12 protein-coding genes and 1 tRNA gene are annotated in these 14253 nt (G+C 52.5%); 1 reads left to right on the top strand and 12 read right to left on the bottom strand.

What is annotated here, in order from left to right; genetic code table 11:
• Window positions 1-5 precede the first annotated feature (5 nt).
• The 3 genes from N7E73_RS17155 to N7E73_RS17145 all read right to left on the bottom strand — a co-directional run bounded on the left by N7E73_RS17155 (window position 6) and on the right by N7E73_RS17145 (window position 4420).
• Window positions 6-1391 carry an aminopeptidase gene (locus tag N7E73_RS17155; protein ID WP_432736146.1) on the bottom strand — a complete coding sequence of 462 codons (1386 nt, stop codon included), beginning with the start codon at window positions 1389-1391 and terminating at the stop codon, window positions 6-8.
• Between the two features lie 74 nt (window positions 1392-1465).
• Window positions 1466-2863: an L-seryl-tRNA(Sec) selenium transferase gene (selA, locus tag N7E73_RS17150; protein ID WP_432736145.1), complete on the bottom strand. Its 1398-nt coding sequence runs from the start codon at window positions 2861-2863 to the stop codon at window positions 1466-1468.
• 336 nt (window positions 2864-3199) lie between these two features.
• Window positions 3200-4420: a bifunctional folylpolyglutamate synthase/dihydrofolate synthase gene (locus N7E73_RS17145; protein WP_432736144.1), complete on the bottom strand. Its 1221-nt coding sequence runs from the start codon at window positions 4418-4420 to the stop codon at window positions 3200-3202.
• A 61-nt stretch (window positions 4421-4481) separates the two neighbouring features.
• On the opposite strand from N7E73_RS17145, the gene N7E73_RS17140 reads away from it, so the two are divergent.
• A tRNA-Arg gene (locus N7E73_RS17140) sits at window positions 4482-4558 on the top strand.
• Between the two features lie 444 nt (window positions 4559-5002).
• Here N7E73_RS17140 and N7E73_RS17135 read toward each other — a convergent pair.
• The 9 genes from N7E73_RS17135 to N7E73_RS17095 all read right to left on the bottom strand — a co-directional run bounded on the left by N7E73_RS17135 (window position 5003) and on the right by N7E73_RS17095 (window position 14229).
• Window positions 5003-6973 carry a methyl-accepting chemotaxis protein gene (locus N7E73_RS17135; RefSeq protein ID WP_432736143.1) on the bottom strand — a complete coding sequence of 657 codons (1971 nt, stop codon included), beginning with the start codon at window positions 6971-6973 and terminating at the stop codon, window positions 5003-5005.
• A gap of 48 nt (window positions 6974-7021) precedes the next feature.
• Window positions 7022-7447: a response regulator gene (locus N7E73_RS17130; protein ID WP_432736142.1), complete on the bottom strand. Its 426-nt coding sequence runs from the start codon at window positions 7445-7447 to the stop codon at window positions 7022-7024.
• Window positions 7444-8370, bottom strand: a complete 927-nt coding sequence (locus tag N7E73_RS17125; protein ID WP_432736141.1) for a sensor histidine kinase — start codon at window positions 8368-8370, stop codon at window positions 7444-7446. Before N7E73_RS17125 ends, N7E73_RS17130 begins: the two co-directional genes overlap by 4 nt.
• Window positions 8357-8764 (bottom strand): sigma-54-dependent transcriptional regulator, encoded by a 408-nt coding sequence (locus tag N7E73_RS17120; protein ID WP_432736140.1) that lies wholly within the window; start codon window positions 8762-8764, stop codon window positions 8357-8359. The genes N7E73_RS17125 and N7E73_RS17120 overlap by 14 nt, the downstream gene beginning before the upstream one ends.
• Window positions 8752-10434 carry a sensor histidine kinase gene (locus N7E73_RS17115; protein WP_432736139.1) on the bottom strand — a complete coding sequence of 561 codons (1683 nt, stop codon included), beginning with the start codon at window positions 10432-10434 and terminating at the stop codon, window positions 8752-8754. The genes N7E73_RS17120 and N7E73_RS17115 overlap by 13 nt, the downstream gene beginning before the upstream one ends.
• Window positions 10431-13001, bottom strand: coding sequence for a PEP/pyruvate-binding domain-containing protein (locus tag N7E73_RS17110; RefSeq protein WP_432736138.1), 2571 nt, complete (start codon window positions 12999-13001; stop codon window positions 10431-10433). The genes N7E73_RS17115 and N7E73_RS17110 overlap by 4 nt, the downstream gene beginning before the upstream one ends.
• 15 nt (window positions 13002-13016) lie before the next feature.
• Window positions 13017-13400, bottom strand: a complete 384-nt coding sequence (locus N7E73_RS17105) for a response regulator (RefSeq protein WP_432736137.1) — start codon at window positions 13398-13400, stop codon at window positions 13017-13019.
• A gap of 82 nt (window positions 13401-13482) precedes the next feature.
• Complete coding sequence (locus tag N7E73_RS17100) at window positions 13483-14067, bottom strand: hypothetical protein (RefSeq protein ID WP_432736136.1); 585 nt, start codon at window positions 14065-14067, stop codon at window positions 13483-13485.
• Between the two features lie 9 nt (window positions 14068-14076).
• Complete coding sequence (locus N7E73_RS17095; protein WP_432736135.1) at window positions 14077-14229, bottom strand: hypothetical protein; 153 nt, start codon at window positions 14227-14229, stop codon at window positions 14077-14079.
• Between the last annotated feature and the right edge of the window lie 24 nt (window positions 14230-14253).

The raw sequence follows: 14253 nt of genomic DNA, 5'->3' as shown, positions 1-14253 counted from the left end.
ATAACCTAATTCTTCAAAAAAGTCCTGAAAGCAAGTTCGGTTGCATAGAGATCGGCCTTGCTGGTCAGTTCGAACGGGCTGTGCATGGAAAGCACCGGAGGTCCAAAATCAATTACGTCCATGCCGTAAAGCGCGAGGAACTTGGCGACGGTACCGCCTCCGCCGAGGTCAACCTTGCCGAGTTCGGCCATCTGCCAGGGAACTCCGGCCTCACCGAGAATCTTGCGCATCCAGGCCACGAACTCGGGATGGGCGTCATTGGCACCGACCTTGCCGCGATGTCCGGTAAATTTGCAGAAACAAGGCCCGTAGCCGAGATAGGCTGAGTTCAGCTTCTCATGCACATCCTGATAATCCGGGTCAATTGCGGCATGCACATCGGTAGACAGGGCCTTACCGGCCATCATGACCCGGGACATCTTGGCATTGGGCTCCCATGCCTCGATCAGGTCTTCAAGGCTGTATTCAAAGAACAGGGACTTTGCTCCGGTCGAACCTTCGGAACCGACCTCTTCCTTGTCATAGAACAGGACAATCTGGGCATGCTCAGGTTCCGGTGCATTGAGGAACGCTTCAAGGGCGAGGAACACGCAGGAGCGGTCATCCTGCCCGTAACCGCCTACAATGGCTTTATCGAGCCCCACGTAGCGGGCAGGTCCGGCAGGAACGATGTGCAGTTCGGCGCTGAAAAGGTCTTCCTCGACAATACCGAACTTCTCGTTAAGCAGTTCCAGCACCTTGCGTTTTACGGACGGCTTGCCGTTACCCTCTTCCTTTTCGTCTTCTTTGGAGAAAGACAACGCATGGCCCATGAGAATGTTCAGCTTCTCAGCCTCAAAGGCATCAGTGACCTTCTTCTCCACCTGCTTGTAGGCAAGGTGCGGAAGCAGGTCGAGAATGGTCAGAACCGGATCATTTACGTCCTCGCCGATGACAACATCAACCTTTTCACCGTCCGCCTTGACTACAACCCCGTGCAGGGACAAAGGCCGCGCCAGCCACTGATACTTGCGGATACCACCGTAATAGTGGGTCTTGGCCATGCTCATGCCCAGATCTTCATACAGGGGATGCTGCTTCAAATCGATGCGCGGGGTATCGGCATGTGCTCCTACAAGACGGAACCCCTGTGACAGAGGCTGCTTACCCTTACGGGCAATGAAGATAGTCTTGTCGCGAAAAGAGCGAAAACATCTGTCGGAACCGATGAAATCGTCAAATCCTGCTTCGGTAAGCTTTTCCTCAACGTATTTGATTGTTTCCCGCTCGGTTTTGCAGCGGGTAAGAAAGTCGAGATAACGGGCAGCCAGATCATCCATAGCCTGCTGGTGCTCGTCGTCCTGAAATATTTCCCAGCAACTCTTGGGATTATGTTCGAGAGACATGTTCATTTTAAATCCTCAATATAGCTTATATAGTTGTTTCCTCCGGTGTCCGGAGGCAGACCTGAAATAAAATATCAAACCTACCTGAGTGCCTGGGAAATCGCGCCTACGCAGAGCTTGTACTCTTCACGGGCAAGAGTCCGCGGATCAAGGCACAGGGCATCGTCTTCAATTCTGGCTACTAACGGAGGCTCGCAGGAAAGCAGCCTCTCCTTTAATTCTTCAACCGACACTTTAACATTAGGAACAACGGTTACCAGCGATGTTTTTAAATCCTGTTCCGGAAATGCCCCGCCGCCTACGCGGGATACGCCCTCACGCACCCCGACGGAAACCGACTCTCCCAGCTCGCGGCGCAGGGTGCGGGCCAGAGCCTGCGCCTGCTTCCTGAGATTCTCGGGACTCTCGGTAATCATGCGCACGGTGGGCACTTCACGCCTTGCCGTATCAGGGTCAAGATAGAGCCGCAAGGTGGCTTCAAGGGCGGCAAGAGTCATCTTGTCGATACGCACCGCACGGTTGAGCGGGTTTTTCTTGATCATGTCGATGTACTTCTTCCTGCCGACAATGATCCCCGCCTGAGGACCGCCAAGCACCTTGTCGCCGGAGAAGGACACTACATCCACGCCTTCGGCCACCACTTCCTGTACTGTTGGTTCACGGATCAGCCCCAGCCCGGAGAAATTGGTCAGGTTGCCGCTGCCGAGGTCTTCGTAGACCGGCAGACCGTGCTTCTGTCCGAGCTCGGCAAGCTCACCGCCGGAAACTTCCTTGGTGAAGCCGATAACCCGGAAATTGGAAGTATGAACCTTCATAAGCAGGGCTGTGTCCTCATTGATGGCATTCTCGTAGTCGCGCAGGTGGGTACGGTTTGTGGCTCCTACCTCGCGCAGGGTGGCCCCGCTCTTGACCATCACGTCCGGTATACGGAACGATCCGCCGATTTCCACAAGCTGTCCGCGGGATACGATCGCCTCACGGCCCTTGGCGAGAGTCTCAAGGGTGATCAGTACCGCGGAAGCATTGTTGTTGACCACCAGAGCGGCTTCGGCCCCGGTAATCTCGCAGATGATCTTCTCCACATGGCTGTAACGGCTGCCCCTTTCCCCGGTCTTGAGGTCAAACTCAAGGTTGGAATAACAGGCACAGGCCTCGATTACAGCCTCAACTGCCGAAGGGGCCAGCAGGGAACGCCCGAGGTTGGTGTGCACCACCACCCCTGTGCCGTTCAGCACCCGCCTGAAATGGGGACGCGCTCCGGCCCGCACGTGGCAGGTCAGGCGCGGAAAAAGCACCTCGGATGAAAGCTGCTTTTCCTCGGTAATGATCCCGCCCCTGATCTCCTCACGGCAGACATCCAGAAAGCCGTTCACCAGATCGCGGGAAAGGGTCCTCGGCAGTCCTTCAATGACTCCTTCTTCTTCAAGACGGGTCAGGACTGAATCAACAGATGGCAGAAATTTGAAAAGATTGGACAAGCTTTACTCCGTACTCTATCCGGCGGATTGCCGGTGGACCTGCAGTGGGTCCTCTGGGGTTAACCCCCATTTTTCACAATATGGCTATTCCTCGACTCCGCAAAAAGCCAATCAAAACAGCATGTAAACCAAACAATTCGAGCAAATAAACAACTGACTAAATGACATTAATTTGTCGTGTGCCGTGGCGAAACAACGTTAATAACGTTTGGGATTCTTGCACCAGCCCTTAGGCGAGCGGTCTTTCCGCGAGTCTTAGGGATGGCGACAGTGGAACAAACCATTTTCAAAGGGTTTAAGCCCACGGAGGGTCGCCGAAGGCATTCTATTGCGTACCTAAAGATTTTTCCTCAAAAACTCTGGGTAACTTGTATAAAAAGCTGCCAGTAAATACAAGGAGCCACAGACTAGAACCGTTTTATCACCGGCACCAAGCATTGAAAGGGCCTCGACGATGTTTTCAGCCGGCTTCGCCCGCTCTCCAAGGACCTCGGCAAGCTCCTTGAACGGGTATGCCCGCTCGTTGCCGGATATGCCGCTGGCGATTACAGGCCCATCGGTCAGACGGAACAGGGTTTCACGCACCGGAGCAAGATTCTTGTCCTTCATACACGAAAAGATAATCGCATCCGGCTTGATGGAGCTGTGCTTGAGTTCTTTTTCCAGTGCCGCAAAGGCATGCACATTATGCGCACCGTCAAGAATGTAGGTTCGGTCAGATTTTATAGTCTGCAATCGTCCGGCGATGAATCCGTTTCTCACCCCGGCACGGACCTTCTGCTCATCAAATTCATGACCGAGCTTCTCGCAGAACAAACGCCATGCGCAAGCAGCCAGATGGGCATTCTCCTTCTGGTGTTCACCGGCAAGTGACGGTTCAAGCCCGGATACGGCTTCCATATCCCGGACATGATGCAGCCTGCAGCCGAGTTCAGCGGCACGGGATTCAAGCACCGCCCCCGCCTCATCAACCTGCTGGGCTGTCACAGCAACGCCATCACGACGCATGGCATCGGCCTTGTCAGCTGCAATGAGATCCACTGTCGCCCCCAGCACCTTCTCATGATCCAAACCGATGGGCGTGAACACGGTCAGGTCCGGGTCAATAGTGTTGGTAGCATCAAAGCGACCGCCCAGCCCTGCCTCCATGACGGCAAGATCAACGCCGTTATTCCTGAATGCGGCAAGCCCCATGCAGGTAAGCAGTTCAAAATAAGTCAATCCGGCATCCGGGGCTATTTCCATTACCTGATTGGCTGTGGCACACCACTCCTCTTCCGAAAGCATCTGCGAATTTATGGTGATACGCTCACGCGGTGTAACGAAATGCGGCGAGGTGAATGTCCCGACCTTAAGACCGTACTGTTCAGCAATGGCGGTAAGATAACTGGAAGTTGATCCCTTGCCGTTGGTCCCGACAACATGGATGACCGGAAAACTCCCTTTTCCGCCCCACTTACTCACAAATTCTTCCATCCGGCCCAGGCTCAGATCCATATGAAAGAGTCCAAGATTGTCAATATAATCACTGAATTCAGAAAAGTTATTAAATTTCATTTTTTCCCTTATTTTTTTACTTGACCCCGAGACCCTGTTTGTTTAAAAGATCATCTCTCGCGCGGCAGTAGCTCAGTTGGATAGAGCAACGGCCTTCTAAGCCGTTGGCCGAGGGTTCGAATCCTTCCTGCCGCGCCACAAAGAATTCACAGGGTTACAGGTTAAAGCTTGTAACCCTTTTTCTTTTGCCTTTTTTATCCCCTGCATTTTTGCACGCACCGGGGATAAAAATGAACGCAACACAACGCAATTCAACGTCATCAAGTTACTCTTTATCTTTGCAGGATTTTTACGTTTCACATGGGTCGTCTAATTATACTGCACTCAGATGTCAACGACGGAACTATTCAGCATGCCGCCCTTATTTCCAAAACTCGTTGATCCATCAAGAACCAATATGAAATAAGAAGCAATCAGCCCTAAGCCGAAAACCCCAACCCGGATTTCCGGGCTGGGGCCTTAACGATTTTTATATGCTTTGATCAAAAAAGCATTCGCTGAATTTCATTCAGGCAATTGCTTACATCAGCCAAACCGAGCAGTAACAAAATCTAAGTACTCTATTCTCCCATTACCAATCAACTACACACCGTCAGCATTAAGTTTAACAAGGGCATCCTGCAGTTCTTCGGCCATGGAAACTAGATCGGCAATGGAACATGCCGACTCCCGAGCAGCGTCAGTTGAATTCATTGCCAGCCGGGCAATGTTAGACACAGTCTTTTCTATATCCTTGGAGGCGACCGACTGCTGACCTGCGGCCAGTGCGATGCCCTCAATCCTTTCCGCCACGTCATCAGACAAACCCTGAATCTGCTTGAAAACATCCACGGAATTGTTGACCTCGTTATCGGCAGAACGGGCAAAGGAGAGAGCCTCCTTGACGCCTTCGATATTCTGCATGGTCCGGCTTTGAATCCCTGAAATGCATTTATCCACTTCCTTGGTTGCAACCATGGTCTTTTCAGCCAGCTTGCGTACCTCATCAGCGACTACGGCAAAGCCCTTGCCTGCTTCTCCGGCACGGGCAGCCTCGATAGCGGCATTCAGTGCCAGAAGATTGGTCTGATCGGCAATCTCGTTAATAACGTTTACAACTTCACCGATGGATTCTATTTCAGTACCAAGCCCGACCATATCGGCCTCAAGGTTTGAAACCGTTCCAGAAACCATACCCATTGCATCGCGGGCACGGAACACAACCTCAATACCCCCTACAGCCTCTTTACGGGCATTATCGGCAGTGGATGATACTCCTTCCGCATTCTGCGCAACGTCTTTGGCGGTCATATGCATCTGCTCTACCGCTGTTGCGGATTCGTTCATCAACTCCTGCTGCTCCAACGCACTTTCGGCTATTTCCTGAGTCTTGAGCTTCAGATCATGTGAGGCCCGGGTAAGCCTGTTGACGATTGTTTCAGCACGGGAGGAAGCCCCGGTAATCTTGTCCATGAGTGACAGTATGTGCTTCTGCTGCGCGACGGCCTCGTCCTTGGCCTTCTCTGACAGTTCTGCCTGCTTCAAGGCATCTTGTTCAAGAGCGCGGGCTTCATCTATCACCTCCTTGAGCTTGAGGACCATACCGACAAGGACATCTCGCAACTCAAGAAGTTCCGCAGAGAACTGGCCTTCAGGCTCACATTCAAGATCTCCTCCGGCCACGGAATTGGCATATCCGCTCAATCGCCGGAGAGAGGAAGTGACCGATATCATGACCCAGAGAAGAATCACGAGAACGGAAACACCTACGGCAACCTCTATGCCCAGCACCATATAACCGATCACGGCTGAGTCATGCTTCATCTTTTCATGACTGAAGCCCAATATCTTCGCAAATACGGGCTCTACGGCGCGTGCTGACTTGATCAGATCATCCGTAAGCCTGATTATGGAGTTGTCCAGCTTTACATATTCATGAAAGGCTTCACTGTAATTATTCAACGCGGAGAGCATTGCTTCAGCCTGAGGCTCAGGATAGGAGGAACGCACCCTTTCCCTAATATCCCGGATCATGGAATCAACCATTGCAACCGGTTTGTCTCCGCCACGAATAATATAATTCTTCTCCTGCCTGCGCATCTGGAGAACCAGTATCAGCAATTCCGAATCAGACTGTCCCTCTTTGAATGCCGCCTCCATGTTTCTCGCGGCCTTGATGAACTTCCAGCGCAGGCCTTCATCCATGGTCAGCCCCTTTGCAACATTATTGCCATGTACTTCGGTCAGATATTTTTTATATGCGTCGAGCAGGACTTCAACCCGGTCACAGGATTCGGCCATCTCCGGAGAAACCGCCTTCAGCTCTGCAACTTTTTCTTCGGACTGACCGGCACACGCCAGGGCTTTATCAAAGTATGAAGACTCCATGCGCAGCAGGAAATTCTTCTCCTGCCGTCTGGCCTGAAGAAACGCCTCGTTGCCTTCATTGGCCAGAGCCTCAATCCTGCGGCTGTTTTCAATCAGTTTCTCACCCCAGTAGTTAACGGCAAAGATTGCTACAAGCCCTGCCAACGAAGTCATAAACACCAGCATTAATTTAGCTTTGATACTCATAAAAACTCCATGCACCGCCTTAGCGCTGTTTGACCGGGAGACAATACTTTATCCGATATACCCGCTGATGAGATCAGGGGCATCGGTATCCCAGTTTCTGATTCGCTTGTTTTTCACCGCCCGCTCGACAACCGACATGAGCCGTCCAATTGAAACAGGCTTGGCCAGATAATCGAACACACCGTTGCGCATCATCAGCAGAGCATTCTCAATAACCGGAACACCGGTCAGGATGATAATTTCAACAGCGATACCGTGCTCCCTGATGATCATTGAAATATCTTCACCTTTCAGGTTGGGCAGATTGCTGTCCAGAATGACAACATCCACCACATCCTTTTCAAGGATATGCATTGCAGCCATTCCATCTGCCGCACCCAGAGCATCGTATCCGCCCTTGGCCAGAAGGAGCCGCAGACTGTTTCTGAAGCGCTCCTCGTCATCTACAATCAAAACCCTTCCCTTGCTGTTCATGACGACCTCGTCCTATCCGAGGGAATCACCACCGAAAAGACAGTCCCCTTGCCGACAGAGGATTTCACATCGATGGATCCACCCAGCTGATTGATAATCCGAAGGCTTACGGCAAGCCCCATCCCTGTCCCCTCTCCATGACTTTTTGTCGTAAAGAATGGGGTAAAAATATGCGGAAGGTATTCATCGGGAATACCGGGGCCGTTATCCTCCACAGTAACAATAATCTTTGTCCATTCACGCCTGCAGGCAATGATGATTGCACCTTCACTTCCCACTGCCTGAACCGCATTTTTGAAGAGATTAAGAAAGACCTGCCTCAATAGCGGAGGATCGGTACAGACCAAAAAAGGCTCGTCCGGAATCTGGCGGATAACCTGAATCTTTTTTCCGGCACTCTCCTCCTCCATTAGAAGGAGCAGATCCCTCAGCAGTTTATTGACATCAACCTGCTGGGCAACGGTCAGCCTGTTTCTGGCCATATCGAGAAGTTTTCTGGTTATGTCGGAACAGCGCCGCACCTGGCCCATTATGACCTGCAGACTCTCCTCTACCTCATCAAGGACCGGGCTGCTGCCTGCTATATCCAGACTGACTCTTATGATTTCAGCTTCCTGCATTATTATATTGAGCGGATTGTTGATTTCATGGGCTATTCCGGCGGAAATTTCATCAAGTGAATTTACCCGCTGAACCTGAATGAACTGACTCTCCAGCTCAGAATACTTGCGCCGCAACCGTGCAAGCTGGAGCAGGAGGAATCCCACCAGCGAACAGACAACGACAACCGCAATAAATTCACCACAGAGCCTGCAACTGTCGTCATCCAGCAACCCTCCGGCCACGGCCAGAAGGAGAGCCAGAGCAAGAAATACATACAGGCATCCCAACAGGCCGGTATTTCTGAATTCAGCAGCAACCATTATCTTCTCCACCCTTGCGTCGGAGGACCGAATGCTCGTAAGCACTGTGAATCCGCTCTACAAGGTCATCAATCTCGAACGGTTTGAGAATATAGTCGTAAGCTCCGTGACTTATGCCTTCCAGGCCGGATGCAACGGAGCTGTGGCCGGTAAGCATTATCACTTCCACGTCACTGTGTTTGCGGCATATATGGCTGAGCACATCCATACCGCTCATGCCGGGCATTCTCACATCAAGGATAACCACATCCACCGGATTACCGGACAGGTAACGCAACCCCTCAGGACCATCGGCTGCCACGGCAACATCAAAGCCCCGCCTTTCAAGCCTGCGTTTAACCAGCTTCAGAAAGTCAGCTTCATCATCGACAACGAGCAGTTTTATTCTGGACATGGCTCCTCCTTTTCAAAGATGTCACTGTTGACCAGTGGCAACCGCACAGTAAACTGCGCCCCGCTTCCGGGCAGATTCCGCGCCTTGATGTCGCCCCCAAGCTTCTTGAGTATCGAGTAGATGATGGAAAGTCCGAGTCCAGTACCCTCCCCGGCAGCCTTGGTAGTAAAGAAGGGATCAAAAACCCGCGAAAGGAATTCCGGGGGTACTCCCGGCCCGGAATCACTGATCTGGAATTCTACAAAGTCACCACCAGAGCGGGTAGACAGGAGAATTGAACCGTCACGGTCAACGGCATCAATAGCGTTTTCCACCAGATTCAGGACAACCTGCTGAATCTGGTTAAAATCCGTTGATATGGAGGGAAGATCCGGATCAAGATCATAATTCACCCATATTGTGCGGTACAGAATCTCGTTATTCAGGAAAGAAACTGTCTCCCGAACCAGATGGTTGAGATCGATTTCTTCCTGAGCAGGCTCCATGCTTCTGGCAAAGCCGAGCATTCTGTGGGTGACGGACCTGGCCCTTTCAACATGCCGCTCAATATCGCCAAGGGCTTCCTCAAGGTTGGGACGGGCCTCAACTCCGTCAAAATCGCCGTCAGTGATCATATCCCGGATCCAGCCGGCGCTCTCCCGGATAATGGAAAGCGGATTGTTTACTTCATGGGCCACCCCGGCGGCCATCTTGCCCAGCGAAGCCATCTTTGAGGACTGCATGACGGTGGCGTCCATCAGGGCCTTTTCCTTATCCGTCTTCATCAGCTTCCTGACGATGGAAGTAATCGCAAAAAAGGTTCCCAGTGAAATGGTCAGCGCACAGACCAGAATCAGGCCGAAGGCAAGGGACTGCCCGCGAAATACGGGAGAAAGCTCCTCGACCGGGTTCTCAAGGACAACGAGACTCCATGCAGCCATCTTCAGCGGCATTATCCCGGCCACAATTCTTGTTCCGCCCTCATTCCAGCGGACGATGCTCACGTCGCTTCCGGTGGAGAACTGAGGCAGTTGGGCCTGAAATAGTATTTCGCCGCTTCTGCGGGACGAAGTCTGAAGAATCCGGTCGGAATTAACCAGATAGGCATCACCGAACTTTCCGGGCCGCACGTTGCCGACCAGAGAATCGAATACATCAGAATCAATGGTAGCCCGCAAAATCCAGGTCCTGCCCAGTTCCCTGCGCTTTACCGCAATGACGAAATGGGGAAAATTCCGGTAGCCCAGAAAAACATCACTGATGTAGACCCCCTTGAGCATGACCTGATCAAACCAGTCCTGATCCTTGTAATTGATATTTTTCAGGTCGTAGGGGCCGCAGTAAGCCACATGGTTGCCCTGCTGATCAAACACGCCAAGGTCGATAAAGGAACTGGAAGTACTGTATATGGCATCAAAAAGATTACTGAGCTTTTCCTGCTGCGAGATTTCCGCAAACGAGTTCGTGTTGATGATATTCTGCAACTGAACAACACGCTCACCAAGAAACATGTCGATGGCATCTGCCTTGTTGAGCACGGTCAGCCGCAAGTTGCTCTGGAGCTTTTCCTCATAGGTGGCACTGAATTCCCGCTGCAGGACAAACCCCAGCAGGAACAACGGAATAAGGGAGAACGACAGTGCCGTGACAGTCAGTTTCCACTTGAGCTGCAGGTAATGGGAGGCCTTCATATTTCCTCCCCGAAGATCAGGCTTTCTATCTCCCTGTCAAATCTGGCACGGTATTTCTCAATTGCAGCGCTGTCGTCCATGACCATATCCAATTGACGGGTCTGAACGAGAAGATAACCGGCAACAGTCAGCCCCCGCTTTGCCATCTCCGGTGAAATCCCTTCCATGCGTGCGAACATGACATCCCCGTTCATCGAAGTATGGAAAGCATGCTTCGAAAGGATGTCCGCCACCAGTTGCAGACGCCGGGAACGCCGCCCCATGTCGGCCGCGCCACCCTTGAACTGGAAAAGCACATAATTCATTTCAGGATCGCGACCGGCGAATCCTTCTATGGTGCAGTAATGAAAGCCCATGTGAGTCTGCAGGCAGCAGTAGTTGCTCCCGACTATGAAATAACTGCGTTCCCCCATGCTGTTGCGCACACCGGGGACAAGGGCCGGGTTGCAGGTTGCCCCGAAAAGAACCGATGCAAATCCGCCTAAACAGATGTCCGGGGGGCCTTCCCACGGGAATCCGGTCATTCCGGTCCACAGGGCCTTCATGGCGCTGGAGCGGATATCCTCAAGACGCACATATCCGCAGTCTGTCGCCCCGCCGTTTTCAGCCAGACCGCCGCCAATATCTATGATCCAGTACTGAAGCTTTTCTCCATCCAGCATCTGCCTTGCAGAATCACCCATTCCGGCGCGTCCCTTGAACATCTCGGCAACAGCCTTTTCATGGCAGAACCGGGTTATGTCATGCAGGGTCATGCACTTTTCCGGAGTAAAATCAGAACTGCGCGGGTCTGTCAGATTCAACGGGGTGATGTATTTCAGTACGGATTTGAAAGCACGAGAAACCGGGGTACCCTTGAATGGGAGTTCTCGCGGCTTTGCAGGCTGGTCAACGCATCCAAGGAGAATACGACCATTTATGGCGTCTACTGTAATCTCCAGAATTCCCTTGAGCTTGGCTACAGCACCCGGAACGCCGATCAGCGCAGGAATTCCGTACTCTCGGGCCACATTGGCCAGATGACCGGTACTGCTCCCGTACTCCGCTACCACTGCGGCAGCCCGGGGGAGCAGAGCCGCCAGTTCTGGACCGGCGACTCTGGTAAGGAGGATGCCTCCGGAGGGGAATCCAATCATGTCGTGTGGGGTCTGCACCAAATGAACTGTTCCGGAAGCAATCCCGGGACTTGCGGGTTGGCAGAAATCCGCAATTACGGGGAGGGACTCGTCAAATTCAGCATTGCCCTGCTTCTCCTGCCGCTTCATGACTTCCAGCGGACGGGATTGCAGTATATAAAGTGCCCCATCTTCGGTCAGGGCCCACTCCACATCCTGAGGGCATTTGAAATATTCCTCCAGCGCCAGTGCAGCCCTGCAGATTTCCATGAGAACATCCGGTTCTATTGCCGGGCGGCTCTGCCTGCCCCTCCCCAGACTCTTTCTTACTATGCTGCCGTCGTGCGAGAGAAAACGGCCCCACTCCTGATCTGAAATTTCTTCATAGACGACAGCAAGGGAATCCCTGTCCAAGCGCCAGAGATCACTGCGGGCAATACCGTCAACGATGCTGCTCGGCAGGCCTCGCACAGCCGAAACAACAATCTGACCGGCATGAAGCCCGGACGGATCACAACTGTAGGCGACTCCCCCGGCAACGGCATCGACCATTTCCATACACCCGACACACATCACCATCTCATCATCCCGGATTCCATGGTTCAGCCGATAGGTCATGGCGGCAACTGTATAAATGCTGGCTACAACATTCCGGTAGGCCTCCACCACTTCAGTTGGAGCAACCCCCAGTTCGGTGTGGAACTGGCCCGCAAAACTCACCCCGGAACCATCCTCGCATAAGGCGCTGCTGCGCACTGCCAGTGTGATGTTGCGTCCTTCAGCAAGTTTTTCCGCGGCAGCAGTTATCTCTTCTTCAAGATCCGGCGGGAATTGATAGAGTGAGACTGTCTCACGAACATTCCGCTCCAGCAGCCTGAGAGAAGCATAGCTGTCCTCTCCGCAGATCTGGGCGACCCTCTTCAGTTCCTCTCCAAGCCCGGACTCCTTCAGCAGAAACCTGAACGCTGAGGCGGTAATGGAAAAGCCTTTCGGAACCCTGATGCCGGGAATGGATGCTATTTCACCAAGCACAGCCATTTTGGAGCCGGCTTCATGAATGAGTCCGGTGCCAAGCTCGGCCATGTTTAAGATAAAGGGGCCGTTGTGTTCGGGCTCAGCAAGGACTAACTCGCTGTTCATGGCCGCAAGAATCCGGTTGAACGCTTCCCGTAACCCCTCGTACCGGCCGGGAGCAATACGGTTGAGCCGCTCGATCATGTTCCGCACATCGGATGAAATCCTGATATTTTCCGCGCGGAGATAGGTCATCCCTACAGGTTTGGGACTCTGGGATGCTTCAAACAGCCCGGCCATCCTTTTCATGGCGCTGTTGTTGGCGGAAAGCAGCAGGCGAAAATTATTGCAGCGCTCAAGGAAACGGGCAGTGGAATTCCGGTCATCGGCAGACGGATTCCTGATTATCCGGGAAATGGCATTAATGAAGCTACGCATGCTCGGCCTCCAGTTTCAACTTGTCCTGAAACGGGCCTCCATGGCCGCATCCTTGATCTTGAAATACAGTTCCTCGGTTCCAACGGGCTTGAGAAGATAATCAAAAGCACCGCCACCGGCGACCTGCGCCAGAGCTTCCATATTCGCATGACCGGTAAGGATCAGCACAGGTATATCCGGCTTTACGGCGCGCAGCCTTTTAAGGGTCTCTATTCCGGACATTTCCGGCATCATTATATCCAGCACGATCACGTCAAAGTCCTCATTTCTGACCATCTCCAGCGCTTCCATTCCGCTGGAGGCAAGGGAGACTTCCACATTGCGCCTGATCAGGCGACGCTTGTAGGCGGTAAGAAAATCGTTTTCATCATCAACAAGAAGCACATGTATATTTTCCATTTCATTCTCCGTTGTACCGCCCTGTCGCAGGCCGGGCCGGGAATACCCGGCCTGCTTTCAAGGGGGATGATCAGGGGGGTGATCAGCTGTATGAAGTCACAGAAATAAATGCGGACCAGCTTTCAAGGGAGTCCCTGACTGCCAGCACCAGCGGGGCAAGGGTCCAGAAAAACAGCAGAAGCATTGCTGCGGTAAGGATCACCGTCATAACGGCCTGAAAACGTCCCAATGTTCCGGTCTTATACAGACCTATTCCTACAAGAACGGCGCGAACCGGTTCCATGACAAAGGCAAGTCCCGGAATCCACGAAATGACCATCACGGCCCCGCTGGAATAGGCATAAACATTGAAGACCCTGGAGAACGAGACCATTGACCCGGTCATCATCCGCATGATGCAGAACGAGAAAACTGCTGCCAGTGCAGGCATGAATACGGCATTGACCATCATGATCACGCCCATGAGCACTGAGTTCTCAAAAAAATAGGTCATACTCACCGAGCAGTAGAACAATCCAGAAATCATCAGGAAGATAAGCGCTCTTCTGCTGCCGGATTCCCCGGTGGCCGTTTCAAAGAATCCGCCCGGAGAACGGATGATTGCGACAAGGGATTCCAGATATTCCCTGACTCCCATTTTTACTGTCGGTGCCTGCACATTCTGCATGACGAACTCCTAATTCAGATAGCCGGTGATCCCTTCAACTATGCCCCAGAGCAACATGCCCGAGGTAAGAACGAATAGAATCTGCCGCTCTGTTTTCTTTGAAAAATATGTAGTCCCGTTTTCGTGGACGAATTTCTTTTCATCTTTTTCATCAGTATTCATTTGCTACCCCCCAGGGTGCGGCCG

The organism is Maridesulfovibrio sp. FT414, from assembly GCF_050916235.1.
GTDB lineage: Bacteria > Desulfobacterota > Desulfovibrionia > Desulfovibrionales > Desulfovibrionaceae > Maridesulfovibrio.
The sequence above is the reverse complement of the archived record's forward strand: the minus strand, read 5'-3'. Positions and strand labels throughout refer to the sequence as shown.